The organism is Halorientalis persicus, assembly GCF_900110215.1.
GTDB lineage: Archaea > Halobacteriota > Halobacteria > Halobacteriales > Haloarculaceae > Halorientalis > Halorientalis persica.
Window position 1 is genome coordinate 190,638 of record NZ_FOCX01000004.1, and the last position, 26,270, is coordinate 216,907.

The 26,270-nt window shown below is 67.8% G+C and carries 27 protein-coding genes; 13 read left to right on the top strand and 14 right to left on the bottom strand.

The annotated features are described in order from the left end of the window. The first annotated feature begins 9 nt into the window (after nt 1-9). The gene (locus BMX17_RS06440; RefSeq protein ID WP_092658661.1) at nt 10-177 is read left to right on the top strand and encodes a DUF1931 domain-containing protein; all 168 of its coding nucleotides are present in this window, start codon (nt 10-12) and stop codon (nt 175-177) included. 58 nt (nt 178-235) lie between these two features. Here BMX17_RS06440 and rpiA read toward each other — a convergent pair whose 3' ends face one another. After that, on the bottom strand, nt 236-916 hold the full coding sequence (gene rpiA, locus BMX17_RS06445) for a ribose-5-phosphate isomerase RpiA (protein WP_092658662.1): 681 nt from the start codon (nt 914-916) through the stop codon (nt 236-238). Between the two features lie 85 nt (nt 917-1,001). Between rpiA and glmM the strand changes: the two genes are divergently transcribed. Further along, entirely contained in the window at nt 1,002-2,309 is a 1,308-nt protein-coding gene (glmM, locus tag BMX17_RS06450; protein ID WP_092658663.1) for a phosphoglucosamine mutase, read from the top strand. 38 nt (nt 2,310-2,347) lie between these two features. Here the strand turns inward: glmM and BMX17_RS27700 are convergent, their stop codons facing one another. Continuing rightward, nucleotides 2,348-2,506 carry a DUF7563 family protein gene (locus BMX17_RS27700; RefSeq protein ID WP_449272158.1) on the bottom strand — a complete coding sequence of 53 codons (159 nt, stop codon included), beginning with the start codon at nt 2,504-2,506 and terminating at the stop codon, nt 2,348-2,350. A 255-nt stretch (nt 2,507-2,761) separates the two neighbouring features. Here BMX17_RS27700 and BMX17_RS06455 point away from each other — a divergent pair, with 255 nt between their 5' ends. Next, nucleotides 2,762-3,460, top strand: coding sequence for an SDR family NAD(P)-dependent oxidoreductase (locus tag BMX17_RS06455; RefSeq protein WP_092658664.1), 699 nt, complete (start codon nt 2,762-2,764; stop codon nt 3,458-3,460). Between the two features lie 3 nt (nt 3,461-3,463). Here BMX17_RS06455 and BMX17_RS06460 read toward each other — a convergent pair whose 3' ends face one another. From BMX17_RS06460 to BMX17_RS06470, 3 genes are all read right to left on the bottom strand, one after another. Next, the gene (locus tag BMX17_RS06460; RefSeq protein ID WP_092658665.1) at nt 3,464-5,083 is read right to left on the bottom strand and encodes a hydroxymethylglutaryl-CoA reductase; all 1,620 of its coding nucleotides are present in this window, start codon (nt 5,081-5,083) and stop codon (nt 3,464-3,466) included. A gap of 185 nt (nt 5,084-5,268) precedes the next feature. Continuing rightward, nucleotides 5,269-6,405, bottom strand: a complete 1,137-nt coding sequence (locus BMX17_RS06465; RefSeq protein WP_092658666.1) for an ORC1-type DNA replication protein — start codon at nt 6,403-6,405, stop codon at nt 5,269-5,271. A gap of 48 nt (nt 6,406-6,453) precedes the next feature. Next, nucleotides 6,454-7,875 carry a sensor histidine kinase gene (locus BMX17_RS06470; RefSeq protein WP_092658667.1) on the bottom strand — a complete coding sequence of 474 codons (1,422 nt, stop codon included), beginning with the start codon at nt 7,873-7,875 and terminating at the stop codon, nt 6,454-6,456. 304 nt (nt 7,876-8,179) lie between these two features. Between BMX17_RS06470 and BMX17_RS06475 the strand changes: the two genes are divergently transcribed. Next, nucleotides 8,180-8,611, top strand: coding sequence for a DUF1691 domain-containing protein (locus BMX17_RS06475; protein ID WP_092658668.1), 432 nt, complete (start codon nt 8,180-8,182; stop codon nt 8,609-8,611). A 219-nt stretch (nt 8,612-8,830) separates the two neighbouring features. Here the strand turns inward: BMX17_RS06475 and BMX17_RS06480 are convergent, their stop codons facing one another. Further along, the gene (locus BMX17_RS06480) at nt 8,831-10,870 is read right to left on the bottom strand and encodes a helix-hairpin-helix domain-containing protein (protein WP_092658669.1); all 2,040 of its coding nucleotides are present in this window, start codon (nt 10,868-10,870) and stop codon (nt 8,831-8,833) included. A 61-nt stretch (nt 10,871-10,931) separates the two neighbouring features. Beyond that, nucleotides 10,932-12,281 carry a P-loop NTPase gene (locus BMX17_RS06485; protein WP_092658670.1) on the bottom strand — a complete coding sequence of 450 codons (1,350 nt, stop codon included), beginning with the start codon at nt 12,279-12,281 and terminating at the stop codon, nt 10,932-10,934. A gap of 124 nt (nt 12,282-12,405) precedes the next feature. On the opposite strand from BMX17_RS06485, the gene larE reads away from it, so the two are divergent. Continuing rightward, nucleotides 12,406-13,299 carry an ATP-dependent sacrificial sulfur transferase LarE gene (larE, locus tag BMX17_RS06490; RefSeq protein ID WP_092658671.1) on the top strand — a complete coding sequence of 298 codons (894 nt, stop codon included), beginning with the start codon at nt 12,406-12,408 and terminating at the stop codon, nt 13,297-13,299. A 58-nt stretch (nt 13,300-13,357) separates the two neighbouring features. On the opposite strand, the gene BMX17_RS06495 is transcribed toward larE, so the two are convergent. The 3 genes from BMX17_RS06495 to tatC form a co-directional block, all read right to left on the bottom strand. After that, a complete protein-coding gene (locus BMX17_RS06495; protein ID WP_092658672.1) occupies nt 13,358-13,606 on the bottom strand; it encodes a hypothetical protein in 249 nt (82 codons plus the stop codon). 96 nt (nt 13,607-13,702) lie between these two features. Beyond that, nucleotides 13,703-14,341 (bottom strand): histidine phosphatase family protein, encoded by a 639-nt coding sequence (locus BMX17_RS06500; protein WP_092658673.1) that lies wholly within the window; start codon nt 14,339-14,341, stop codon nt 13,703-13,705. 43 nt (nt 14,342-14,384) lie between these two features. Then, on the bottom strand, nt 14,385-15,716 hold the full coding sequence (tatC, locus tag BMX17_RS27265) for a twin-arginine translocase subunit TatC (protein WP_170845345.1): 1,332 nt from the start codon (nt 15,714-15,716) through the stop codon (nt 14,385-14,387). A 109-nt stretch (nt 15,717-15,825) separates the two neighbouring features. On the opposite strand from tatC, the gene BMX17_RS06510 reads away from it, so the two are divergent. The 4 genes from BMX17_RS06510 to BMX17_RS06525 all read left to right on the top strand — a co-directional run bounded on the left by BMX17_RS06510 (nt 15,826) and on the right by BMX17_RS06525 (nt 19,515). Beyond that, a complete protein-coding gene (locus BMX17_RS06510) occupies nt 15,826-18,042 on the top strand; it encodes a twin-arginine translocase subunit TatC (RefSeq protein ID WP_092658674.1) in 2,217 nt (738 codons plus the stop codon). A gap of 188 nt (nt 18,043-18,230) precedes the next feature. Next, on the top strand, nt 18,231-18,569 hold the full coding sequence (locus BMX17_RS06515; protein WP_092658675.1) for a HalOD1 output domain-containing protein: 339 nt from the start codon (nt 18,231-18,233) through the stop codon (nt 18,567-18,569). A gap of 57 nt (nt 18,570-18,626) precedes the next feature. Further along, nucleotides 18,627-18,800, top strand: a complete 174-nt coding sequence (locus tag BMX17_RS06520) for a ribbon-helix-helix domain-containing protein (RefSeq protein WP_092658676.1) — start codon at nt 18,627-18,629, stop codon at nt 18,798-18,800. Continuing rightward, nucleotides 18,793-19,515, top strand: coding sequence for a queuosine precursor transporter (locus BMX17_RS06525; RefSeq protein WP_092658677.1), 723 nt, complete (start codon nt 18,793-18,795; stop codon nt 19,513-19,515). Before BMX17_RS06520 ends, BMX17_RS06525 begins: the two co-directional genes overlap by 8 nt. Here the strand turns inward: BMX17_RS06525 and BMX17_RS06530 are convergent, their stop codons facing one another. The 3 genes from BMX17_RS06530 to BMX17_RS06540 all read right to left on the bottom strand — a co-directional run bounded on the left by BMX17_RS06530 (nt 19,516) and on the right by BMX17_RS06540 (nt 21,290). After that, nucleotides 19,516-20,274 (bottom strand): RlmE family RNA methyltransferase, encoded by a 759-nt coding sequence (locus tag BMX17_RS06530; RefSeq protein ID WP_092658678.1) that lies wholly within the window; start codon nt 20,272-20,274, stop codon nt 19,516-19,518. A gap of 169 nt (nt 20,275-20,443) precedes the next feature. Further along, nucleotides 20,444-20,626, bottom strand: coding sequence for a hypothetical protein (locus BMX17_RS06535; RefSeq protein ID WP_092658679.1), 183 nt, complete (start codon nt 20,624-20,626; stop codon nt 20,444-20,446). Between the two features lie 100 nt (nt 20,627-20,726). Continuing rightward, entirely contained in the window at nt 20,727-21,290 is a 564-nt protein-coding gene (locus BMX17_RS06540) for a hypothetical protein (protein ID WP_092658680.1), read from the bottom strand. A gap of 149 nt (nt 21,291-21,439) precedes the next feature. Here BMX17_RS06540 and BMX17_RS06545 point away from each other — a divergent pair, with 149 nt between their 5' ends. The 4 genes from BMX17_RS06545 to priL all read left to right on the top strand — a co-directional run bounded on the left by BMX17_RS06545 (nt 21,440) and on the right by priL (nt 25,903). Beyond that, nucleotides 21,440-22,183 (top strand): DNA polymerase sliding clamp, encoded by a 744-nt coding sequence (locus BMX17_RS06545; protein WP_092658681.1) that lies wholly within the window; start codon nt 21,440-21,442, stop codon nt 22,181-22,183. 65 nt (nt 22,184-22,248) lie between these two features. Next, nucleotides 22,249-24,078, top strand: a complete 1,830-nt coding sequence (locus BMX17_RS06550; protein ID WP_092658682.1) for a formate/nitrite transporter family protein — start codon at nt 22,249-22,251, stop codon at nt 24,076-24,078. 54 nt (nt 24,079-24,132) lie between these two features. Continuing rightward, entirely contained in the window at nt 24,133-24,747 is a 615-nt protein-coding gene (locus BMX17_RS06555) for a cell division protein CdpA domain-containing protein (protein WP_092658683.1), read from the top strand. Nucleotides 24,748-24,808: 61 nt separating this feature from the next. Next, the gene (gene priL, locus BMX17_RS06560) at nt 24,809-25,903 is read left to right on the top strand and encodes a DNA primase regulatory subunit PriL (RefSeq protein ID WP_092658684.1); all 1,095 of its coding nucleotides are present in this window, start codon (nt 24,809-24,811) and stop codon (nt 25,901-25,903) included. 27 nt (nt 25,904-25,930) lie between these two features. Here priL and BMX17_RS06565 read toward each other — a convergent pair whose 3' ends face one another. Continuing rightward, the gene (locus BMX17_RS06565; RefSeq protein ID WP_244514941.1) at nt 25,931-26,140 is read right to left on the bottom strand and encodes a DUF7472 family protein; all 210 of its coding nucleotides are present in this window, start codon (nt 26,138-26,140) and stop codon (nt 25,931-25,933) included. Between the last annotated feature and the right edge of the window lie 130 nt (nt 26,141-26,270).

Genomic DNA, 26,270 nt, shown 5'->3' on the forward strand with positions numbered 1-26,270 from the left:
GCCGCCTGTATGGCAGACCTGATCGTCAAAGCCGCCGTGAAGGAAGCGCTCGATGACATGAACGTCGCATCTGACTTCTACGACGCACTCGACGACGAAGTCGACGAACTGCTCGAGGACGCCGCGCGTCGTGCAGAGGAGAACGACCGCAAGACCGTCCAGCCGCGCGACCTGTAGGCTGGCACGTTCATTCGTTTTTTCACCGGGTACAACGACCACCAGCCGCGGGTCTCGCCTACGGTTCCCGAACCGTCGCGCCGTCGTCGGTCCCGACGTAGATCGCGTCGGCCAGGTCCACGAACAGCCCGTGTTCGAGGACGCCGGGTAGTGCCGAGAGGTCGGCGGCCAGACCCGCAGGCTCGTCGATCTGTCCGAACGCACAGTCCAGCACGAGGTTCCCGTTGTCGGTGACGACGGGGCCGTCCTTCCGTTCGGCGTCGCGCAGTTCGGGGTCGCCGCCCAAATCGCGGACGTGGGTGGCGACCGGTTCGCGGGCGTCGGGGAGGACTTCGACTGGAACTGGGGCCGACAGTCGGTCTGTGAGTTTGGACTCGTCGGCGACGATCAGCAGGCGGTCGGCGGCGGCGTCGACGAGCTTCTCGCGGGTGTGGGCCGCCCCGCCGCCCTTGATCAGGTTCCCGTCGGCCACCTGATCGGCCCCGTCGATGGCGATGTCCGGCGTCGCGTCGTCCAGCGTCGTCAGGGGAACCCCGACCTCGCGGGCGAGTGCCCGCGACTGGTAGGACGTGGGGACGCCCTCGATGTCCAGCCCCGAGTCCACCGCCCGGCCGAGTGCCCGGATGGCGTGGGCCGCGGTGCTGCCGGTGCCTAGCCCCACGACCTGCCCGTCGTCGACGGCCTCGGCGGCGGCCTCGCCGGCGCGTCGCTTCTCCTCGTCGCTCCCGCCGCGTTTCATGTCCGGGGGCACCGCGTCCGCGGACAAAAAGCCGCGGATTCCTATGAGGTGGATACTTTTGAGGGTCAGACCCGTCGCCCCGCGTATGTTCGGAACCAGCGGCATCAGGGGCCCGGTGGGTGAGACGGTGACTGCGGATCTGGCGCTCTCGGTCGGGCGTGCCCTCGGGGTCGACACGGCGCGGGTCGTCGTCGGCCGAGACCCCCGCGAGAGCGGCGAACTGCTCACCGATGCCCTGACGGCCGGCCTGCGCGAGTCCGGGACCGACGTACTGGATCTGGGCCTGGCGGCGACGCCGACCGTCGCCCGCGCCGTGGCGTGGGAAGAGGCCGACGCCGGTGTCTCCATCACCGCCTCGCACAACCCCCCACAGGACAACGGGATCAAGCTCTGGCAGGCCAGCGGCCAGGCCTTCGACGCCGACCGCCGCGAGACCATCAGCCAGCGCGTCCGCGACGAGGTAGCTGACCTGCGGGACTGGGACGGCCTTGGGGACCGCCGCGAGGTCGACGCCCGCGAGCGCCACGTCCGGGCGCTCGTCGACGCCGTCGAGATCGCGGATCCGCCGTCGGTGATCGTCGACGTGGGCAACGGGGCCGGCGGCGTCACCGTCGACGCCCTGCAGGAACTGGGGTGTACCGTCGAGACGCTCAACGCCCAGCCCGACGGCTCGTTCCCGGGCCGTCCCAGCGAACCGACCGCCGAGAACTGCGCGTCGCTGGCGACGCTCGTGGCCGAGACCGACGCCGACCTCGGGATCGCCCACGACGGGGACGCGGATCGGATGCGCGCCGTCGCGGGGGACGGCACCTATCTCTCGGGCGACGTGACGCTCGCGCTGTTCGCCCGGGCGGCCGCCGAGCCCGGCCAGTGCGTCGCCGCACCCGTCGACACGAGTCTGGCTGTCGCCGATCACCTCGCCGAGATCGACGTGACCGTCGAGCGCACGAAAGTGGGCGACGTGTACGTGGCCGAGCAGGTCGCCGAGGACGGCGTGGCCTTCGGCGGCGAACCCAGCGGGGCCTGGATCTGGCCCGACGCGACGCTGTGTCCCGACGGGCCGCTGGCGGCCTGCCGGCTGGTCGAACTCGCCGCCGAACGCCCGCTGGCGGAGCGGGCCGCCGAGGTTGACACCTACCCGATCCGCCGCGACAGCGTCGACGTCGACGACAAGGCCGCCGTGATGGAGCAGGTGCGGGACCTCGTCACCGAGCGCTACGACGCCGTCGAGACGCTGGACGGGGTGCGCGTCGATCTGGGCGACGGCTGGTTCCTCCTGCGAGCCAGCGGCACCCAGCCGCTGGTCCGGATCACGGCCGAGGCTCGCGAGGCTGGGTGGGCCGAGACGATCTTCGCGGACGCTCGGGACCTGCTGGAAACCGCGAGGAAGTGAAGGGGTGGTTCCGGGTGGCGGGCGTCCCGCCGGGGTGGCTATCCGCGCCGCGTCGACCGCGCTTGTCGGACGTCAGCGCCGTCGCGAATCTTGTCCTCACACTGCGGGCAGACCCGTGGTGCTTGGATGCCGTTCGGTGTGAAGACACGTGCATACGCGGCAGTGACAAAAGCGCCGCAGTTCTGACATTCCGGCATACATCCGATGCATAGGAGGGTGTTGTCTTAACTTTGGGTGGTGGTTGTGACACTCTCCCGCGCCGACGAACGCCTCGGAAACCGCCACGGACCGCCAGTCCGGTCGCTACCGGAACGGCTTGCCGATACGTCGGCACCGCGATGTGCCGGATCGCAGTCACCGATCGTCGTGCGCGTCTTCTCACACTGCTGTCACGGGAACGCCGGGGGCGACACCGACATAGCCTTTTGCCGGTGGCGGCCCTACGCCGGGCTATGGCACGTACTGCCGTCGTCGCTGGTGTTGGGCCCGGACTCGGCGAGTCGATCGCCCGACGATTCGCCGACGAGGGCTGTCAGGTCGCCCTGTTCGCCCGCTCGAAGTCGTATCTGGACGATCTCGCGGCCGAGCTGGACGAGACCGCCGGCGCTGGGCTCGCGGTCCCGACCGATCTGACCGACCCGGACGCCATCGCCGCCGGGTTCGCGGCCGTTCGCGATGCCTTCGGCCCCGTCGACATCCTCGTCAACCACGCCAGTGCCGCCTCGTGGGATGGCCTCACCGATATCGCCGCCGAGTCGTTCGACCGCGCGCTCGCCGTCGGACCGAAAGCCGCGCTCCACTGCTCGCAGGAAGCCGTCGGGGATATGCTGGACGGTGAGGGCGGTACGGTGATCTTCACCGGCGCGACCACCTCCGTCCGGGGTCGGGAGGGCGCGGTCGGGTTCTCCGCCGCGAAGTTCGCCTGTCGCGGAATGGCCGAGTCGATGGCCCGCGAACTCGGCCCCGAGGGCGTCCACGTCGCCCACGTCGTCCTCGACGGGATGATCCGACCGCCCGACGGCGAGGTCGAGAACGACGCGGACTACCTCGACCCCGACGCCATCGCCGACAGCTACTGGCACCTGATCGAGCAGGACCGCGGTGCGTGGACGCTGGAGCTCGATTTGCGACCGCACACCGAGAACTTCTGAGGGTCAGCGATTCCGGCCGAGTTCCTCGTGGCTGGTCACCCAGTCCGAGGCCGAGATGGCCGAGGCCAGCGAGAGTTCGCCCGCCAGCACCACGCCGGCGGCGATCTCGGCGAACTTGTTGACGTTGCCCGCGCCGTCACAGTCCAGCATTTCTAGGGCCTCGTTCTGGGTCGGCAGACCCGTCCCGCCGCCGTAGGTCGCGACGATGAGTGAGGGAATGGTGACCGAGACGTGGACCGAGTTGTCTTCGAGCAACGTGGCGTTGACCAGCGCCGCCGACGACTCGGCGACGTTGGCCTCGTCCTGTCCGGTGGCGATGTACAGCGCCGCCAGCCCGTTGGCCGGGTGCGCACCGTTGGTGTTGGCCCCCGCCAGCATCGACCCGAGGTTGGCGACCTCGCCGTGGTGGACCAGACTCTCCGGATCGGCTCCGAGGTGGTGCGTGAACACCTCTTCGGGGATGGTGGCCTCCGCAGTCACCCGCTTGCCGCGGGTCATCATGTCGTTGACCTGGGAGTGTTTCTTGTCCGTCGCGAAGTTTCCCTCCAGATAGAAGTTCTCGACGTAGCCGGGGAACTCGCTGAGGATCCAGTTACAGGCCGCGAAGGTGGCCTTTCCGACCATGTTCTGGCCGGCGGCGTCCCCGGTCTTGAAGTCGAACCGGAGGAACGCGAGGTTGTTGGTGAGATAGTCCTCGATCTCGACCAGTTCGGCGACGCTGGAGGTCTCTTCGGCTTTCTCCCTGACGGTGTCGTAGTGGTCGAACACCCAGTCCCGGAAGTCACGGGCGGTGCGGGCGTCCTCGAAGACGAACACGGGCGCGCGGTTCATCCGGTCGTCGACCACGGTGGCTTTGACGCCGCCGCTGAGGTTCAGCGCCTTCATCCCGCGGCTGTAGGAGGCGACGAGGGTTCCTTCGGTGGTGGCCAGCGGGATCGGGTACTCGCCGTCTGCGTGTTCGCCGTTCACCTTGAGCGGGCCAGCCAGCCCCATCGGCATCTGGGCGACGCCGACGAAGTTCTCGATGTTGCCTTCCAGTTCCTGGGGATCGACGGAGTACTCCGCGATGTGTTCGATGTCGGTGTCGGTCCGCTCGGCGAGATACTCGTGGCGCTCGTCGATAGCGGCCTCGCTGTAGTTGTCGGCTTCGTCCCTGGGGACGCTCGGCACCGTCTCCTCGTCGCGAATGGTGTCGGTGACCGACAGCGACAGTGAGCCGAACGGATGGGCCACGAAGTCGATCTCGATGTCGTGGTCGCCGGTCGGGAGTTCCAGCTCCGCGACGGTGACGTACACCGTCCGTCCCACCGGGAACCCCAGCGGGTCGTCCTCGTCGACCTCGGTGAGCCCGTAGGTTTCTCCCTCCGAGGTTTCGAGGGTCACGTCGCTGGGCATGACCTCGTCGCCGTTGATCTCCAGCCGTTCGAGGCCGCCGAATTCGGCGTCTTGCAACCTGTTTTTCACCTCGAAGCGAACGCCGTCGTCGGTGTTCGTCAGACTCCCGTACGTGTAGAGCCGTTTCAGCACCTTCTCGGGCACGTCGAGCGAGACGACGCCGCTCCCGCCGACGAGGTTCGCGTAGAGCCTGTTCAGTATACCGCTGTCTGGCTTCGGGACGACCATTGTATCTGTTTCTTCCCGAAAAACAAGATTAAAATTTTCCATCTCATTCAAGAATGGCCGAAGATATAGCATCTAGGATTAAAATGCCCGAACAAATCCGGCCGTGCTTGACCCCTCTCAGCTGTCCGGTGCCGCCGCTGGTCGGTGTCGTCGAGTCGAGACACGTCTACCTGGGGCCACGACCGTCAGGTCTCCAGTCGATCGAGCACGGCGTCGGCGTCGTAGTTCAGCGTCAACTCCCGCGAGCGGCCGCGGCCGTCCACGTCGGTGTAGGTGGCGTCGATGATCCCGAGCTGGTCGAGTTTGTTGATGATCTCGGAGTAGCGGGTGTAGCCCAGGTCGGTCCGCTCGTGGAAGGTCTCGTAGACTTCGCCGGCCTGCTCGCCGGAGTGTTCGGCGATCACGGCGACGAGGGCCGCTTCGCTGTCCGAGAGGCCACGGAGCGCTCGCGAGAGGTGGACGAACTTGGACTTGTCGTAGGCCTCCTCGACGTCCGCGACGCTGACCTCCTTGGCGGCGCGCATCTCGGCGTTGAGCCCGGCCCGCCGGAGCAGGTCGATCCCGACCCGCAGGTCGCCGTTGGACTCGGCGGTGAGTTCGGCCACCCGGTCCAGCACCGTCGGCGAGATCATGTCGTCGTGAAAGCCCCGGTCGACCCGCTCGCGCAGGATGTCGACGATCTCGGCCTCGCCGTACTTCGGGAAGTACACCTCCTCGGGCCGGAACACCGACTGGACGCGGCCGTCGAGTTCCTCGATCACGTCCAGATCGAGGTCCGAGGAGATACAGATGACGCCGATCTTCGCACCGGCGTGTTCCTCGTGGGCGCGAAGCAGGGAATAGAGCGTGTCCGAGGCCTCGTTCTCGTAGAAGAGGTAGTTCACGTCGTCCAGGGCCACCACGAGGACTTCCTCGTCGTCGACCAGCCGGTCGGTCACCTGCTCGAACAGCCGCTTGAAGGAGATGCCCGAGGATGGCGGCTCGTAGTCGAAGATGCCCTCGAAGAGTCTGGAAAAGACCGAATAACGGGTGCCGTTGACCTGGCAGTTGACACGGACTGCCCGCACGTCCGTGGTTTCTGCCCGCAACTCGGTGAACAGCTTCTGGATCGCCGTCGTCTTCCCCGTTCCGGGCGGGCCGCGGGCGACGACGTTCAGCGGTCGCGAGCCCCGGACCGCCGGCCGGAGCGCGTACTTCAGGCTCTCCATCTGCGAATCGCGGTGGTGGAACGTCTCGGGCAGGTAGTCGATTTCGAAGACGTGTTCGTCCCGGAACACCGACTCGTCCCACGAGAGCATCCCCTCCTCGGGGTCGTCGGTCATCACTTTCACCAGGCTCCCCGTCGCACTTAGTGTTTCGCCAGCCTTCGCTCAGGCCACCGGCAACTCGACGACGAACACGGCCCCGGACGTGTCGTCGGGCCGATCCTCGACCCACACGTCGCCGCCGTAGCCCTCGACGAGACAGTACACGAGATAGAGGCCGATCCCCGAGCCCGGACTGTCCAGTCCCTTCTCGCCTTTCCCGAAGATCGTCTCCTTCTGTGAATCGGGGACGCCGGGTCCGTCGTCGGTCACGCGGACACGCACCACGTCGCCGTCGCGCTCGGCTCCGACCGACACCGTCGGCGACGGCCCGTCGTTGTGCTGGACGGCGTTGTTCAGCAGGTTCCGAAACACCGACGGGAGCATCCCGTCGGCCGCGACCCGGGCGTCGGGCAACTCGCCGTCGACCTCGAAGGTCGCGTCCGGGTAGGACTCGCGGTGTTTCTCGATCTCGGTCCCGAGGGCATCGGTGAGGTCGGTCGGTTCGGGTTCGATCTCCCCGTCGCCGACCACGACGTCGACGTGATCCCGGGCGATCTCGGTGAGTTCCACGACGTGTTCGCTGGCCCGCTCGATCCGGTCGAGGGCGTCCCTGCCCCCCTCGTCGACGTGGGCTTCGAGCGCTTCCAGCCACGCCAGCACGACGGTCATGTCGTTGCGGATGTCGTGGCGCACGACCCGGTTGAGGACCGCCAGTTGTTCGGTCCGTTCGGCCAGTCGTCGCTGGTGTTCGACCCGCTCGGAGATGTCCCTGACCGTCGCGACGACCTTCCGTAACTCCCCACCGAACCGGACCGCCGACAGCCGGATGTCGATCACGTCGAAGATACCGCTCGGCGACTCGATGTCGAGCTGTGTCCGGTCGTCGCCGCTCTCGACGAACGCCTCGAAGGCCCGCTGGAACTGTTCGACGGGCTCCTCGCTGGCTACGCCCTCCTCGGCGAAGACTCGCACCGTGTTGCCGATCCAGCGCTCCCGTTCGATTCCCGTGACCGTGGCGATCCGCGGGTTGACGTACTCGATCGTCCCGTCGGTGTCGAAGACGTACACCCCGTCGCTCACGTTCTCGACGATCGTCTCGTAGAGGGTGGCTTCCCGCTCGGAGTCTTTTAGATCGGAAATATCCCTGACTCTGGCACAGACGGTTTCGTCGTCACCCGATCCGACGACCGAGAGCGCCACCTCCGTCCAGAACGTCGTGCCGTCGCTGTGCTGGTGGTACCACTCGATCCGCGTCGGTCCGTGTTCCCGCGCCCGATCGACGAGTTCGTCGGGGCTCGCCGGCCACTCCCAGCCGTCGGCCGTCACGTCCGACAGCGTCACGCCGTCGACCTGGTCCGCACTGTAGCCTAGCAACTCGCAGTACCGTTCGTTGGCGTCGAGAATCTCCCCAGTGTCGGGATCGAAGACGACGAGCGCGTCGGCGGCGTGCTCGAAGAGTGCCCGGTAATCTACTTCACCCGTCATTCTTGGCACCTATGTCGATCCCGCACATGACGCTTTTGCCCGCCTCGGACGCGGTACCGGGGCCTGCCGCTCCCGCCCACCGACACGTTGCCCGTCGCCAACCGGCGACGACCGCCCGGTTAGCTCGGGCCCTAACCCCGTGGGACGCTGCATCGCGATTCACCACGACCCGGAATCGGCGTCCGACGCACGCGACTGGCCGGGAGACAGTGTCGCCGTCGGGTGTGCCGGCGGTGGTAAAGAGTTAACAGCACGACACCAGAACCATCGCGACAGGCAACACGTCCGGGGGACGTGGGGATCAATGCACTGGGTACTCGTCGCCTCGACTCTCGTCGTCGGTACTGGTGTCACACTGCGTGTGCTCGGGTGTGACTCAGCGGGCACGACCGCCCGAGTGACTGCGCCGACCGTCGCCGTCCCGCTGTTGGTCGGGACGGCGAGCGCCGGCGCGGTCGATCAGGTGGGAACGGTCGCGTGCCAGCTCGGCATCGGCGACCTCGTCACCTTCGTGCTGGCGGCCCTCGCGGTCTTCCACGTCGTGGCGGGAGCGATCAAGGCGACGACAGCGTTCAACGCTCTCGGCTCGACCCGTGCCGACCGCCAGCGCCGGGGCCGCCGCGCCATGATCGGCGCACTCCAGGTGACCGCCGGTGCCTTCTTCCCCGCCGTCGTCGGCGCGATCTTCACCGTCGTCCTCGACTTCGAACTCGGCGCGTGTATCCACCTCGTCTGACCCGCTCGCATTTTGGAGGCGCTCCCTGCGGTCGTCCTCGCTCCGCTCGACCACATTGCTCGCGGCTCCAGCGGTCGCCGCTCGCGTTCTCGGGGTCTCGCACCGGAAGACTCGCTTTACTCGTCTTCCGAGCACCCGCTCGCTCCGCTCACGGGAGCCCCGCTCGACCCCTCTACTCGCGGGTCGTTCCTCTCACGGACTACGTCCGTTCGAGCCTCCCTACTCTTCGAACTTCGCCAACAATCTCCGATAGAACGCCTTCGACCGCTCGTCCCCGTCCTCGGCCAGTTTCTCCACGATCAACTCCGGCGTCGAGCGCGCCAACTCGCCCTTGACCGGCGACCGATTCACCCGAAGCTCCCCGTCTTCGAGCCCGACGGCCTGAATCCCGTCGACCTGTACGTCGGAGTCGGCGGCCGCCCGGATCTCCCGGGCGAGGTGGGAGACGAACACGGCCGTCGCACCCCGCTCGTCGAGCGCCTCCAGAATCCCAGCCATGATCTTCGCGCTCGCACCCGGTTCGGTGATGGACTCCAGTTCGTCCACCAGCACGAGCTTCCGCGCCGAGGCGGGCGTCTCGCCGTCGTCACCATTCCCCCGCTCGTCGCCCACGCCGGTCACCAGCCCGCCGAACTCCCGGAGCGTGGATTCGAAGGCTCCCGCGTCGAGGGTACCCTGGGTCTTCGCGTGGTAGTGCAGTTCGGCGAGTCGCTCGACGCGGGCCGCCTGGGCCGGCACCGGCAACCCCATGTGCGCGAGGACGACGATCAGCGCCACCAGATCCAGCGTCGAGGTCTTCCCACCGCTGTTGACGCCCGACAACAGCGTCACGCCGTCGACGCCGTAGTCCACGGGCTCGACGGCCTCGAAGGGCACGTCCAGCAGCGGCGAGCGCCCGCCCTCGATCTCGAAGCCGCGTTCCCCGTCGGCGTTCGTCAGCGTCGGCATCGTGCAGTCGAAATCGCGGGCGAAGCGTGCGACTGCCAGCTCTACGTCCAGATCCAGCGCGGCGTCGACCAGTTCCTCCGCGGCCGGGCGCGCGTCGGCCAGCTCGCCCGCCAGTTCTCGCTTGCGCCGGGTCGCCCGCCGGTCGCGGGCCGCCGTCAACTCCTCGCGGAGGCGGGAGACGACGGACTCGTCGCGCTCGACCGGAAAGGTGGGCTCGTCCGGGAACGTCTGCCGGGCGATGCTCTCGGTGTCGCGCAACTGCAGTGCGTCCACGAGGTGGTCGCGGGCCGCCGCCACGGCCTCGGCGTACTCGTCGGCCAGTTCCCGACCCAAAAGCGAGTCGACGCCCGCGCCGCGCTCGACCAGCGTGAGCAGGTCCGCGCCCTCGATGGTCACGTCGCGCTCCTCGATGGCCTCGCGGAGTCGGTCGTTGGCCACGGACTCGGCGGTCGAGACCGCGGCGTCCAGGTCGTCGACGGCCGTCGTCAGCCGGTCGAGTTCCTCGTCGCCCCGGACCTGTCCGTCGTCGTCGAGCTGGGCGAGGGCGTCGGCCAGTTCGTCGAGGTCACAGTCCACGTCGATACCGGCCCGCCGAGCCACTTCGGCGGCCGCCCGGAGGCTGTCGCGGTTGCGCGCGAAGAAAGTCAGCACGCGCTCGGGAACGACCTCGGCCGGGTTCTCCAGCGCGTCCGGTTCGACGCGCACGTCGCCGTCGACCTCGACACCCGTGAAGTTCTCGTCGAGCGCGATCACGGTGGCGTACCCCCGCGCGAGTTCCGAGAGCGTCCGGGCGTCGTCGACGAGTTCGACGCTGACCTCCGGGATCGCCTCCTGGGCCCGAGCGTAGGTCTCGGCGTCGCCGGTCGCGAGACAGCGGTCGCGGATCCGCACGTCACCGGGCGCGTCGAGCGGTTCCACGTCCGCGAGCGCGTCCCGGACCGCCGGGTCGGGGTCGCGGTCCATTGCCGCCGTCGCGAACTCGCGGACCTCCTCGATCCGGGATGCGGTGGCACTGGGATAGATCGTCTCCAGTCGCCGAGCGGCGTAGTCGGTGACCGTCCGTTCCTGGAGCAAGGCGAGCGCTTCGCGGTAGAGTTCGTTCGCGCGGTCGGTCCCGAGGAAACCGCCGGGATCGTCGTGGTCGCGCCTGATCGCGCCGCGCGCGATCCGGGCCGCCCGTCCCTCGCTGATGCCGGGTGCGCGGGCGATGGCGGCCACGTCCCCCTCCCGGAGCGCACGCTCGGGATCGTCGAGTTCGGCCAGTCGCTCGGCCGTCTTCGCGCCGACCCCGGGAATCGCTTCCAGGTCCATCGCCCCCTCCTACCGAACCCGAGGCCAAAAGCGTTCCCGGGTCGGCACGACGGGCCCGCGTTCAGGACCCGTCCGAGCCGAGATCGAACACGTCGGGCTCGTCTTCGAACGCCGCGGCCGCCCCCTGCTCGTCCGCGTCGGCCGTGTCCGCGGCCGACTCGATCTCGTCGTCCACGTGATCTACGTCCGCGTCCTGAGCCCTCTCGACCGCGTCGTCGACGAGTTCGAGCACGTCGCCCTCGTCGGCTTCGGTCGCGCTCCCGTCCGTCTCCGCCGTGTCGTCCCCGGCCATCGCTGTCGCCCGCGGGATCTCGGCCGTCAGCCGCGGCTCTGCCGTCCCGTCCGATCCCGTCTCGGTTTCGGTGTCGCCATCGCTCGTCGCGGCCACGGCGTCGACAGGTTCGCCCGTATCTCCGCCCCGCTCGTCCGGTTCGGTGTCGTCGGCACCGGCGTCGACCGAGTCGACCCGCTCGTCTGCGCCGGATTCGGCCCCGTCGCTGGTATCCACCGTCCCGGCGGGGTCGTCGGGGTCGGCGTCGTCGGAGTTGGCATTCTCGGACTCTTCCGGGCCGGTCGTCGCCGGTTCCGCGCCGGTCTCTCCTGGTTCCGACCCGGCGCTGGGGGTCGCGCCGCTGTCCGTGTCGGCGGTCGCTTCGTCAGTATCGGGTTCGTGTCGGTCCACGTCCGGAACGCCGTCGGGGCTCGCAGTCTCTCCGTCGGGCACGACGGCCGCCGCGTCGACCGCGGGGAGGGCCGCGCCGATCTGCCGGTAGGCGTCGGCGGCCGCGTCGTCGGGTGCGGCGGCCGTGATCGGCCCGCCGGTCGTGTGGTGTGGGACGATCCCCAGCAGGTCACTGTCGAGTTCGCTGGCGGCCGCTCGGGCCCGCCGTCCTCCGCCGTGGGTCACGACCGCGCCGAGCAAATCCGCACCCACGTCGGCGGCGAGTCGACCCGCCCTCTCCATGTCCTCGACGGCGTTCGATTCAGGCGTCGTCACCAGCACGACCCCGTCGACCTCCTGGTAGGTGATGACCGACTCGTTCTGCAGGCCCGGGGCTGTATCGACCAGGACCACATCGTAGGCGATTCCGAGCAGATCGAACACCTTCCGGAGGCGGTCCGGGTTCGCGTCGGCGAACGACGCGAGGTCCCGGTCGCCCGGAATCACCGCGAGGCCGCCCGGGCCGTCGACGACGGCCTCCCGCACTGCCGCCTCCTCGGCCAGCACGCTGTGGAGCCCCGGTTCGTGCTCGACGTGTACCTGTCGCCCCACGTCCGGCATCGCCAGATCCGCGTCGACGACGACCACCTCGTAGCCGGCCTGTCCCAGCACGACGCCGAGGTTGATCGCTGCCGTCGTCTTGCCGACGCCTCCCTTGCCGCCGGCGATTGCGTAAATACCGTCCCCCATCGTTCGTTTCACGACACTACCGACTGATATAATCGGCGCCGTTACTTGCCGGCAGTTTAAATGATTTCACCGCTGTCGGACGTGAGACAACGGGCTTTTGCGCCGCGACGGCCAAGCCGGGGTCATGGCAGCCGAGGACACCAGTGTCGACGCGGACGCGGTTTCGGACAAGATCGCGGCCGTCCGCGACGACCTGGCCGAGATGGACGGCGTGTTGATCGCCTTCTCCGGTGGCGTCGATTCGAGCGTCGTCGCCGCCCTCGCTCACGACGCACTGGGTGACGACGCCGTCGCCTGCACAGCCAAAAGCGAGACCCTCCCCGCCGAGGAACTGGAGGACGCGAACCGGGTGACCGACGAGATCGGCATCCGGCACGAGATCGTCGAGTTCTCGGAACTCACCAGCGACGAGTTCGTCCAGAACGGCGAGGACCGCTGTTATCACTGCCGGTCGCTGCGCCTCTCGGCGATGTACGACCACGCCCGCGAACTCGACATCGGCGTCGTCTGTGACGGCACGAACGCCTCCGACACCGGCGAGGGCCACCGCCCCGGCCTCCGGGCCGTCGAGGAACTCGACGCCTACTCGCCGCTCCTGGAACACGGTATCACCAAGCCGGAGGTTCGAGAGATCGCTCGCCGGTACGACCTCTCGGTCGCCGACAAGCCCTCGATGGCCTGTCTCTCCTCGCGCATCCCGACGGGGCTAGAAGTCACCGAAGAACGGCTCTCCCGGATCGAGAAGGCCGAACGCCTCCTGCGGACGTGGGGCTTCGAGCAGTTTCGCGTGCGCGACCACGACGACCTCGCCCGGATCGAGGTCGCCGAGGACGAGCTGGACGTGGCACTGGACCCGGACTTCGTGCGAGCGGCACGGGACCACATCGGCGACCTCGGCTTCGATCACGTGACGCTGGACCTGCACGGCTACCAGACTGGCAGCGTCAGCCCCGACGACGAGGACGACGAACCACTGGTCGAGGACGTGTTCGACGCCGACTATCCGACCGGGGAGTGACTGTCCGCGAAACTGGATCCAAAACGACGAGCCGGTCGCGCAGTCACGGGCGCGTGAACTACTCGGATCGCTCTTCGATGGCCTCTATCCGTTGGTTCAGCTCCGCCACGGAACGAGACAGGGCCCACAACTGAAAGACGATCACGACGAGAAGCGAGACGACGATGGCTGCGACCGCGTACTCGATCGGTGCCACGACCGCGGTCCCGACGACGACCGAACCGAGCAAGAGTGCGAGCAACAGCCTCGCGAACGACTCCGAACTGATTCCGCTGGACGGGTTCGATTCCTCGTCGTAACTGGACATCGGTAGTCGCCAAATCAGTCAGTGGGTCAATACTTCTTTCGCTCCGAAAACCATCTCTTCGACAGCCGATCTGTCTCTCAGAACGGACACCGTCGCTCACTCCGTCGCCTCGATGTCCCGATACCCGGTCTCGTTCTCCCGGACGACGTCGGTCTCACCGGTCTCGTGATCGTAGCGGAGTTCGTTCACCGCGCAGTTGCGCTGTGAGAGCGTCGTGATCGCCGTCGGGAGGTCCATCCCGCGGACGTGCGCGAGCAACACGTAGATCGGGCCGCCGTGGGTCACCACCAGCACCTCCTCGTCCGGGCTGGCCTGCTCCAGCAGGTCCTCCCACGCCACGAGGACGCGCTCGCGGGCCTGCAAGAGGCTCTCACCGCCCGCAGGGACGCTTTCGAGGCCGAGCATCCCGGTCGACCCGCGGTGTTCCGGGAACTCGCCGAACACCTGTTCGTAGGTCAGTCCCTGAAACTCGCCGAAGGAGCGTTCGCGCCACCCTTTCGTGAACTCCGGCTCGGGGAGCTCGCCGCCCTCGCGAGCCATGGCTGTGGTCTCGCGGGTACGCCGGAGATCGGAGGCGACGATACGGTCGAGGCCGTAGGTGTCGTCGAGGTGGCGGCCGACGGCGCGTGCCTGCCGGCGGCCGCGCTCGTTCAGCGGCGAGGCGGCCCAGCCCTGGATGCGCCCCTCGCGGTTCCACTCGGTCTCACCGTGTCGGACCACCACGACCGTCGTCATCGGGTGGGGGTTCGGCGGGGGTCGAAAAGAGTGTGCAGGTTTGCTACCGACTGCGTCGCCAGCGCCACAGCGCCAGGCCGCCCTCGTAGAGCACGACGACCGCCCCGACGGCGACGGCCGTCTCCGCCGACGAGAGGTAGGTTACGTCCAGATCCTGGAGCAGTGTCGGGTCCGGACTGGCGAGGTAGCCGAGGACGACCGCGCCGAGCCAGACCGGGACCCGGGCGCGGGCCAGCAGTCGCCGGACCCGGTAGTCACGGGTGACGCGTCGGACGAGGCGGTTGAGCCCCTCGAAGGCACCGATGATGGCGAGGCCGACGATGATCGGCGTGGCCGAGGTCAGCCCGAGGGCGGCGAGCCCGTCGATCACGACCGCCGGGAACTGGCCGAAGTAGCCCGCCGGCATCGGGGCCGGGCTGACGACGTAGGCGACGGCGGCGGTGACCGTGTACAGGAGCGGGCGCAGCGACGCCACCTGCTCGACGGCCGAGGTCCGTGCGTCCGTCCCCGTCCACCGGAGCAGGCCCAGCGTCCCCTCGAACAGGACGATCATCGTCGACGCGACGAGGATCGGTGCCATCCCGGTCGGGTCGGGACTGAAGAAGAAGGCGATGGTGAGGAAACCACCCCAGAAGTAGAGCCGTCGGGCTTCGAGCCAGCGCCGGGTCACGAGCCCCATCATGATCGCCAGCATCACGAACAGCGGAATCTGGAAGATGAAGGCGAACAGGCCGAGCATCATCACCATCAGGTTGAACGTCTCGCTCAGGCCGAAGGCGATGACGGCGGCGCTTTCCGAGTAGTAGAGGAAGTAGGTGAAGATGGCCGGCAAGACCAAAAAGAAAGCGAAGGCGACGCCGACGCCCGCGAGGACCAGGCTGGTCGGGACCGCCGCGAGGTAGTACTTCCGTTCGCGGGGGTAGAGCCCCGGGCGCATGAACAGGTACGTCTCGTAGACGAACACTGGGAGCGCGATGATGAAGCCGGCCAGCGTCGAGACCTTCAGGCGGGCGATCATCAGCGAGAGCGGGTGGTACACCCGCGGACAGGACGAGGCGGTTGCGCCGGCCGGCGGGGGACACTGCGAGGCCACGCCCGGCAGGAAGGAGAACCACAGGAACGTGATCAGGCGGTCGGCGAACGGAAAGGCGACGCCGGCGACGACGGCCATGGCGAGGACGACGACGCCCAGTCGACGGACCATCTCCTCGATGTGTTCCGTCAGGGGCATCTCCTCGTCGTCGGGCGCGCCCGGGGTGCCGGTGCCCGTCCCTGCCCCCGGCGGATCACCGCCGGGCGGGTTCGGGTCCGGCTCCGGGCGGTCGGGGCCCTCGATATCCATCTCCGAGTAGAGCCCCGGTTCGCCGTCGCTCATGTGAGGACCAGTAGCTGGTGGGCTGTTGTAAACTTTCTTTTCCCGGCCCCGGCGCGGCCACGCGCATCGAAAAGGTTGATAACCGGGTGTCGGCAATCACCGCACGATAATGTCCGGGGCGATCGACGATGACACCCGCCGAGCCGTCACTAGCGGTCGGCAGACCATCGGGGCGATGCTGTCGGCCGCCCAATCGCACCTCCAGAAGGTGTTCATCGTCGCTGTCCTCGGTCTCATGGGGACGATCTACGCCCTCCGGGAGTTCGGCTGGGCGATCCTGAAACGGGACCTGTTCGCCCGGCTGGCCGCAAAACATCCCGAAGCCTTCGAGTCGACCGAGATCGTCGCCCGCACGCCCTTCGACGTCATCCTGTTGCAAGTGAAGATTGGCCTCGCCGTCGGGATCCTGCTCGGCCTCCCGCTTTTCCTGTGGTACTCGCGGGACGGCCTCCGCCAGCGCGGTCTCTGGCCCGGCGAGCGCGTCGCCCGCTGGAAGATCGCCCTGATCGTTTGTATGTCGATTCTCCTGCTCGCCGTCGGGGTCTCCTATGGCTATTACATCTTCTTCCCCATCATGTTCGACTTCCTGGCCGCGAACGCCTACAACGTCGGGTTCCAGCCGACCTACTCCATCGTCAAGTGGGCCGAGTTCGTCTTCCTGCTGACCATCTCGTTTGGCCTGGCGGCCCAGTTGCCCCTGGCGATGAGCGCGCTGGCGTACTCGGGCATCGTCCCCTACGAGACCTTCCGGGACAAGTGGCGACACGCCGTCGTCGCGATCTTCGTCTTCGGTGCGCTGTTCTCCCCGCCCGAACCGTTCACCCAGATCATGTGGGCGATCCCGCTGTTGATCCTCTATGCCTTCTCGCTCCAGTTGACGAAGATCGTCGTCATCGCCAAACGGAGCGGGAGCGAGATCGACGTGCCCGGTGTCGCTCGCGCCAACTGGAACGTCTTGGCGGGCGTGGCGTTCCTCGCCGGCGTCGCCGTCTACGGCTTCTTCACTCGCGGTGGTGTCGCCGCGGCCAACCGGGCCATCGCGTCCCTGCCGTTCGACACGTCCTTCCGCGTGGCCCGGGCCTCCCAGTTGCTCGGCCTGCCCGACGCCATCGCGGCGGCGTTGCTCGGCCTCGTCGTCGCGCTGGTCGCGGTCGGTGTCGCCCTTCTCGTCTTCGTCTCGCGGGCCCTCGGCGCGGCCGACCGGGCCAGGGTCACCGGTCCCGCTCCGGCCAGCGCCGGCGCGCCCTCCGAGATTAGCCTCGACGCCCTCGACGCCGGCGGCGTGCGAGCCGCCCCGCCCGAGGCCTTCGCCGACCTCTCGGAGGACGACGCCGTCGCCAAGGCCCGGGCGGCCATGGACGAGGACGATCACGAGAAGGCTGAGGCCATCCTCGACCGCTACGACGAGGTGCAAGAACAGCTCGAAGCCCGCGAGCAAGCGGCCGAGGGCGACGATGAAGACGACGAAGACGAAGCCGGCACGGCCACCGCGACCGCCGCGGGCATGGTCGACGCCTTCACCGAAGAGGAGACGACCGAGGAGGACATCGGCGGCTACTACTACGACATCGCCTTCATCCTCGAGTCGTTGACCTCCAAGGCCTTCCGGCTGGTCGGCCTGTTCATGGCCGTGCTGGCCGGCTCGTTCATCTGGCTCTACCAGGGTGGGATCAGGACGGTGAAGGATACCTTCTTCCGCCAGGTCCCCGAGGGCGTCGGCGGGAGCATCGAGATCGTGACGCTCCACCCCGTCGAGGCGCTCATCTTCCAGATCAAGTTCTCGACCCTGCTGGCCATCGTGACGACGCTGCCGCTCTTGCTGTACTACGCCTGGCCGTCGATGAAAGCGCGGGGCTGGGTCCGCGGCGACGCCCGCGTGATGCTCGTCTGGGGCGGGTCGCTGATCCTCGGGCTGATCGTCGGGAGCATCGTCGGCTTCCTGTTCGTCGCGCCCGCCGTCATCTCCTGGCTGGCCGCCGACGCCATCGCCGCCAACATGGTGATCGCCTACCGGATCAACAACTTCGGCTGGCTGGTCATCTACACGACCGTCGGGATCGGTCTGCTGCTGGAGGTCCCCGTCTCGATGGCGCTGTTCCACGTCGGCGGGGTCGCCTCCTACCACACCCAGCGCAAGTACTGGCGGGAGGTCGTCGTCGCCATCTTCGGCCTCGCGGCCTTTATCTCGCCCCGTGGCGTGTTCACGATGCTGTTGATGGCGATCCCCGCCGCGCTGGCGTATCTCGCCGGCCTGGGCCTGCTGTGGCTGATCACCCTCGGCGGGCGTCGGGGTCGCCCACAACCCCAGGAACCCAGCGTGGAGTGACCCGCAAGTGAACCGCCTCGGGGTCAAGTGGTTCGAGAGACGGAGTCTCTCGTCATCACGGAAATCTTCGATTTCCGAACGACCCCGAGGCACTCGGCCTACTCCGCCTGTAGATCCGGGGCTTCGGGTATCCACTCCGGAACTATCACGACAATTGTCACTTTTACCGGCGTGAACAATCACCTCGCATGGGACCTGACGGCCCGGCCGACGGTGACGACCGAGTGGATCGCGGCGAGGGAGCCGACCGCGAGGACGAGATCGTTCACCGGCGGATCGAACCCAAAGCCGGCGACGCCGACTACCGACTCCTGCGGTTGATCGCCGAGGTCGAGGGGATCGACGTGACGGAACTCCCGCCGATCTACGACCGGATCGATCACCTCGTGACCAAGATGTACGAGAACCCGCCTTCGCCCGAAGCGCAGGCGCAACTCTCCTTCTCGTACGCCGGCTACCGCATCACCATCGATCAGGACGGCAAGGTCTCGCTCATCAAGATCGCCGACGGCCTGCCGCCGGAGTGATCCCCAGTCCAGCGACCGACGAAAACCGTTAAGCCGCGCTTGCGGTATTATCTCGGTATGCCCAAGATAAGCGTGGAGGTGCCCGAGGAGTTGTTGCAGGATCTGGACGATCACGTCGGCGAGGACGGGAAGTTCGTCAACCGGAGCGAGGCGATCCGGGCGTCGATCCGCAAGACGCTGGATCTGCTGGACGAGATCGACCAGCGGCAGGGCCGACTCGACGATGAGTGAGCGGGCTGACTCACTCGCGGTCCCGCAGGTCGCTTTGATCGCGCTGTTCGTCACCGCGCTGGTGACCGCGCAGGTGACCGCCGCGAAGATCCTGGCGTTCTCGCTCCCGTTCTCGCTGCCGGTCACGGGAGCGACGCTCTCCCTGCCGGGGGCGGCGCTAGCTTACGCCGTGACGTTCTTCGCCTCGGACTGTTACGCCGAACTGTACGGCAAGCGGGCCGCGCAGGTGATGGTCAACGTCGCCTTCGTGATGAACTTCGTCCTGCTGGCGCTGGTCTGGAGTACGATCCTCGCACCGGCGGCCCCGACCAGCATCGACCCGGCCCAGTTCCGGCAGGTGCTGGGTGCGAGCACGAACATCGTCATCGCGAGTCTGGCGGCCTACCTCGTGAGCCAGAACTGGGACGTGATCGTCTTCCACCGACTCCGGGAAGCCACCGACGGCGACCGACTGTGGCTCCGCAACATCGCCTCGACGGCCTCCAGCCAGTTGCTCGATACGGTGATATTCGTCACGCTCGGCTTTCTGGTCGTCCCCGAACTGCTGGGCGTCGGCGTCGCACCGCCGCTTCCCGTGATCGCCAGTCTGATCGTCGGCCAGTACCTCCTCAAACTCCTGATCGCGCTGGTCGACACCCCCTTCGTCTACGCCGTCGTCGGGTTCGTCCGGTCACGTGACTCGCCGGTCGTTTCGGCCGAGAGCGAGCCCCGGTGATCACTCGACGGGCTGTGCGAACCCGTACTTCGGCTTGATTTCGTCGATCCGCACCTCGACTTCCTCGCCCGTCTCGGCTCCGGAGACGAACAGCGTGTAGCCCTCGACCTTGGCGATGCCGTCGCCCTCGTGGCCCGTGTCGACGATCTCGACGGTTACCGTGTCGCCCTCGGCGACGGGCGCGGTCAACCGCCCCTTCCCGACCAGGAACAGTTCCGAAGACGACTCCCGGGAGGCGTCGGGCCGGACTTCGCGGACGTACTCGAACTCCGGTTCGATGTCCGCTTTCAGGTCGTCCAGGTCCTGCCCGTCGAACACCTTGGCGACGAAGTCCCCGCCCGGCCCGAGCAGGTCGAGCGCGACCTCGAGGGCCTGCCGGACGAGGTGGACCGACCGGGCGTGGTCGAGGTCGTACTCGCCGGTCATGTTCGGGGCCATGTCCGAGAGGACCACGTCCGCTTCGCCAACGATCTCGCGGACCTCGTCTTTGGTCGACTCCTCGGTCATGTCGCCACGGACCGTCTCGACGCCGTCGAGGGCGTCGATCCGCTGGCGGTCGACCCCGACCACGGTGCCGGTCTCGCCGACCTCCTGCTGGGCGACCTGGAGCCAGCCGCCGGGGGCGGCCCCGAGGTCCACGACGGTCGCGCCCTCGTCGAGGAGGTTCGCCGTCCGATCCAGCTGTTTGAGCTTGTAGGCCGACCGCGATCGGTACCCCTCCTGTTTGGCACGGTTGTAGTATTCGTCTTTCCCGGTCATGGTTCGCTCACCGAATGACGTGGCGCGGTGCCCGCGGCGACTGCGGACGAAGCTGCGTTCATACGAGGGCAGACGCCGTCGAAGCGGAAAGGGACATCGGATGTGGCGTCCGTCCCGTGCGATCCGCTCTCGTCACGTCCTCGGACGGCCGAGGCTGACGAACTCGGCGCTACAACCCCCAGAAGGCGGCGATCCCGACGGTCGTCACGACTGCCAGCAGTACCTGGAGTGGGCCGCCGACGCGGACGAAATCCCGGAACTCGTACTGTCCGGGTCCGTAGACGAAGCGGTTGGTCTGGTAGCCGACCGGCTCCTCTCGCTCGCGTCTGCCACGGTTTGGGGGATACGACACCGCGGCGTTAACTCATCTCTGCTGTGGCGCTCACCGAACACTGGCCACGCCGGCCGCTTGCGGAACGGTTCGACGGTACCGGCGAGGCTCGCTGGCGCCCTCAGACCTTCGAGAAGTTCGAGTCGGGGTAGACCTTCCCGTCCGCGAGGTCGACCACGTCCAGGTCGGCGAGTCGGGCCAGCCGGTCCGCGGCGGCGTCCTCGGGAACGTCGAGGTCGACGGCCCGGGCGATCACCCGCTCGCGAGTGGGCACTGACTCGATGAGGCCGTCGCCGTCGGTTTCGGTCTCCTCGGCGACGATGGCCTTCAGGATCGCGCCGTTGTGACGCCGCTCCCGGACGGTCTCGCGCTCGTCCCACTGCACCGTCAGTGTCCCGTCCTCGTTGACGTGTTCGACGACGAACCCGTCGGGGAGGTGGTCGTTCAGGGCCGCGACGAGGGCGGCCCGATCGAAGCGGGGCCGGAGCGTCTGGTGGGTCCCGTCCGAGGACGCGTGGACGACCTCGACGTTGAGCCCGGTCTCCTCGACGGCGTCGGCGACGCTGTCGGCCAGCTGCCGGCTCACCGTGCCGAGTACGTCGCCTTTCTCCCGGCGGTACTTCGCCTCCTCGGCCGCCAGTTCAGCGTAGGACTCCATCAACTCGTGTGCGGTCTGTTCGCTCATACCACGTCTTTCGGTGGCCGGACACGAAACTTCGGGGGTGGTCGCCCGTGACCCCGCTGTGGCCGCCGTCGTTCACCTCGCCGTGGCGACGCCGCCGGGGAACGGAAAGACGGGACTTTTTAACAGATGCGGGCGTAGCCCGGGTCAAGATGTTCAACGCCATCGTGAGTGCAGACACGCTCCGGGCGACGCTCGACTCCGTGAGCGTCCTGGTGGACGAGTGCAAGATCCACCTCACGGACGAGGGCATCGAGATCCGGGCGGTCGACCCGGCCAACGTCGGGATGGTCGACCTGCGGCTCGACGCCGCGGCCTTCGAGTCCTACGAGACCGACGGCGGGATCATCGGTGTCAACCTCTCGCGGCTGGAGGAGTTCGCCGGCATGGCCGACGCGGGCCAGCTCATCCAGCTGGAACTCGACGAAGAGACCCGGAAGCTTCACGTCCAGATCGATGGGCTAGAGGGGACCCTTGCGCTGATCGACCCCGATTCGATCCGGCAGGAACCCGACCTGCCCGACCTGGACCTGCCCGCGAGGGTCGTCCTCGAAGGCAAGGATATCGACCGCGCCGTGACGGCCGCCGACATGGTCTCCGATCACATCGCGCTCGGTGTCGAGACCGACGAGGAGGTGTTCTACGTCGACGCCGAGGGCGACACCGACGACGTCCACTTCGAGCTCGGTCGGGACGACCTCATCGACCTCGTGGCTGGTGACGCCCACTCGCTGTTCTCGCTCGACTATCTGAAGGACATGAACAAGGCCATCCCGAAAGACGCCGAGATCGAGATGGAACTCGGCGAGGAGTTCCCCGTCAAGATGCACTTCGACATCGCGGAGGGCGACGGGACGGTAACGTATATGCTCGCGCCGCGTATCCAGAGCGACTGACCCCGCTGTCTACCACAGCCCTTTTCATCACGTTGCCCTCGCTTCTATCCGAGCACTGACCCGTCATGGCTGGACCCGACGACGGACCGACCGACCGCGAGCCCGATCCCGAAGAATCCGTTCGCGAGGCCGTCGAACGCTCCCGGAGCGGCGCGCCGGCGGTCGGCCGGGTCGTCCGTGACCGCTTCTCGACCGACGAGGTGTTCCAGCGGATCATCGCGGCGGCCGACGAGGAGATCACCGCTGGCAGCCGGGAACTGTTCTTCAGCGGCCTCGCCGCGGGCTTTGCGATCACCATTACGTTCCTCATGTACGCCTCCCTGACGGCCTCGACCGACGGGGACACGGTGTTGAGCGTGATGCTCTACCCGCTGGGGTTCATCTACATCATCATCGGCGGGTACCAGCTGTACACCGAGAACACGTTGCCGCCGGTGGCGCTGACGCTGGAGCGACTGGCGTCGATCCCCGCACTCCTGCGCAACTGGACCGTGGTGCTGCTGGGGAACTTCGCCGGGGGCGCGCTCGGCGCAGTGGCGCTCGTCTTCGGCGGCGTCCTCTCGCCGGAAGCCGCGACGGCGGCGACCTATCTGGCCGAGAAAGGGATCGCCACGGAGTGGTGGTCGCTGTTCTCCAAGGCCGCGTTCGCCGGCCTCATCGTCGCCGGCGTCGTCTGGGTGGAGTACGCCGCCCGCGACACCATCTCGCGGCTGGTGGTCATCTATCTGGCCTTCCTGTCGATCCCGCTGGGCGGCCTCTATCACTCCGTGGTCTCCTTCACGGAGATGGTGTACCTGGTGTTGCGCGGCGACCTCCTCTTCGTGACCGGGATGGTCGAGTTCGTCCTCCCGGTACTGCTGGGCAACACCCTCGGCGGCGTCGTGCTGGTGACGCTGGTCAACTACTTCCAGACGACCGAGACCCGGCTGGAGTCGGCCCGCTTCGAGGGCGCGACCCGTCAGCTCTCGATCCGTGAGTGGCTGTTCGGCGGCTTCGTCGGTCGCTCGTACGTCCCCCTGATCGACACCGTCGAGCCAGCCGCCGAGAACGGCGATCACCACCGCGTGATCGTCCCCATCGCCAACCCCCGGACGGAGACGCATCTCGTCGAACTGGCCTGTATGCTCGCGCGCGGTCACGACGAGGCGACCGTCCACGCCGTCCACATCGTCCAGAAACCCGACCGGGGCGTGCGGGGGTACGGCGGCCCGAACCGTCGGCGGATCGTCGACGAGTCCGAGAATCTCCTCGAACCGCTCCACGAGACCGCCGCGGGCTACGACGTGGGATTCGAGACGTCGACGGTCGTCTCCCACCGCTCGTTCGAGGAAATCTTCGACATCGTCCGGCGCAAGGACGCCGACACCGTGGTCATGGGCTGGAGCGACGACCGTCTCTGGACGGCGGCCCGCTCGGATCGGTCGCTGAGCGACCTCACCCGCCGGCTCCCCAGCGACTTCTTGATCCTCAAAGACCGCGGGCTGGACACCTCGAACGTCCTCTTGCCGACCGACGGCGGGCCGAACTGCGAGTTGAGCGCGTCGGTGGCCCGGACCCTCCAGGCCGTCTCGGGGGCGTCGGTGGAGTTACTCCACGTCGTCGACGGGCCCGGGGAGCGCGAGGCCGGCGAGCAGTTCCTCGCCGACTGGGCCGTCGAGCAGGACCTCGCCGAGGCGACGATGACCGTCGACGACTCCGGCGATCTGGAGACGGCCATCGAGAACGCGGCCGAGGACGCGTCGCTCGTGATCATGGGCGCGACCGAGCGCGGCCTCCTCTCGCGACTCGTCTCCGACTCCCTGCACATGGACGTGATCGACGACGTCGACGTGTCGGTACTCATGGCCGAGCGCAAGGGTGGCGGGATCCTCGAGCGGCTGTTCGGCCGCCGATAGCGTCACACGCGCGTCTGACGCATCGTTTTGTAGGAGGAGCGACCATACGGACGTATGCCGAGCCTCTCGGAGGCCTACACCGACCGACGCGACCGCGGGAAGCGTGACCCACGCCGGGTCGCGCTGGGCGCGGCCGTGTCGCTGTCGGGCGCGCTCGCGCTCGTCGTCGCCCTGCTCGTGGTGACGACGCCGCTCGGGGACCTCCTCGGGGCCACCGACGCCATCGCCGCCAAACACATGGGCGGCGTCCTCGCGGGGCTGGGCGGCCCGGCCGTCCTGCTCGGGGTCGTCGCCGTCTTGCCCTCGAAGCGCCGCCAGCAACTCGGGGTCGTCGCCGGCTCGCTCGTCTCGGTCGCCGGCGTCTCTCTGTTCTCCGTCGCTTACCCGCAACGCTGGGTCCGGGCGGCCGACTCCCTCGTCTTCGAGACGGCTGTCGTCTACTTCGTCGGCGCGTTCGTCGCGCTCTGGTACGTCTTCGTCGCCGTCGCGAACTTCCGCCGGCGCAACGACCCTCACGGCACCGTCACCCTCGAGATCGAGAAGGGCGGCGAGACACGCCGCATGGAGGTTACGCCCGCCGAACTGCAGGAGTACCGGTCGAAACTGGCCGACGGTGGTCCTGAGAACGAGGAGATCGTCACCGAGATCGAACACCGCCACGAGCGGTGACGCGGCGACTCACTCCCCGGACCGTCGGGTTTATTCGGACCCGGCGGCAACCAAGGCGTCGATGAAGGCGCTTCACGCCCGCTACCCGTTCCTGTCGGCCGCCCGGGAGGCGGTCGAGACCGCCGGCGTCGATCTGGCCGAGCTGGTCGCCAGCGACTCGGCGGCGGTCGAGCGCGGCCTGGAGCGCGTCGAGTGGGCGGTCACCGAGGGCACCGTCGGCGAGCCACACCGTCGCACCCGCGTCGAGTTGCTCTCCTATCCCGTCGCCAGAGTCCTCGTGTCGCTGGTCGACGAACACATCCTGTTGCGCCGCTACGCCCGCGCGGAGGCGGCGACGGCCTACGATCGCTTCTCCGAGGAACTGACCGCGACGGCGGAGTTCCAGAGCACTCGCACCGAGCGGCTGGACCTGCAGGACCTGCTCGCCGAATTCGATCTGGCGGGGCACGTCCACGCGGTCGCGGGTGAAGACGGAGACTACCGGGTGGACGTGGGAACCTACCTCGAACACACGGCCGGGCAGTTCGGCGACGAGTGGCGGCTGGTCAACCGCCCGCTGTCCGACGGTCAGGTCCCGGTCGCCGAGGACGAACTCCTCCTGCTCGTCCGCCAGGCCGTCCGTCGCCGCGTCGAGGACGGGCTCCCTCTCTCGGTGCCCGACGCCATCGCCGCTGAACTCGAGGACGAAGCCGAACGTGTCCGGGAGGTGCTGGCCGATCTGGACCTGACCCGCGATATCGACACGGTGGTCCCGGACCTGTTCCCGCCGTGTATGCGCCACCTGCTCGACAAGGTCCAGAAGGGCGAACACCTCGAACACCACTCCCGGTTCGCCATCGCCGCCTTCCTGACGAGTATCGGGATGACAACCGACGAGATCGTCGACCTCTTTCAGGTCAACCCCGGCTTCGGCGAGGAGGCCACGCGCTACCAGGTCGATCACATCCGCGGGGAGACCAGTCCGACCGAGTACTCCGCGCCGGCGTGTGCGACGATGCAGTCCTACGGCGACTGCGTGAACAAAGACGACATCTGCGAGGACGTGATCAACGAGTCACACCCGCTGAACTACTACGAACACCGGCTGGAGGAGGCCGACGAGGAGGAACTGGTGGACTGGCGAGAGGGCGAGGACGAGGACGACGACGCGGAGTAACGGCTGTGGGTCACCGGCCCGGACCGATCACTCCTGAGAGGAGAGCCAGTAGCCGACGCCGGTCATGACGGCGATGAACAGCACGACTGCGCCGAGGACGGCGAGACCGCCGGTTCCCGAGAGGTTGCCACCGTCGGTCCCGAACGCCGTGCCGACGCCCACGACGGCCGCGATGAAGACGAGTACTGCCGCGAACGAGACGCCCGCTTCGACGACCGTCTCCCGCTCGATGTTCATATGCGCGGCTTTCACCGGCCCGTGCAAAAGGGCTTCGATGCCGCCGGACGCGGCCGTTTTCGACACTCTCTGGGCGCGGGGAATTACCCTCTACAGCCCGTCTACCCCGCTGATTTCGGCCAGGCCGGGC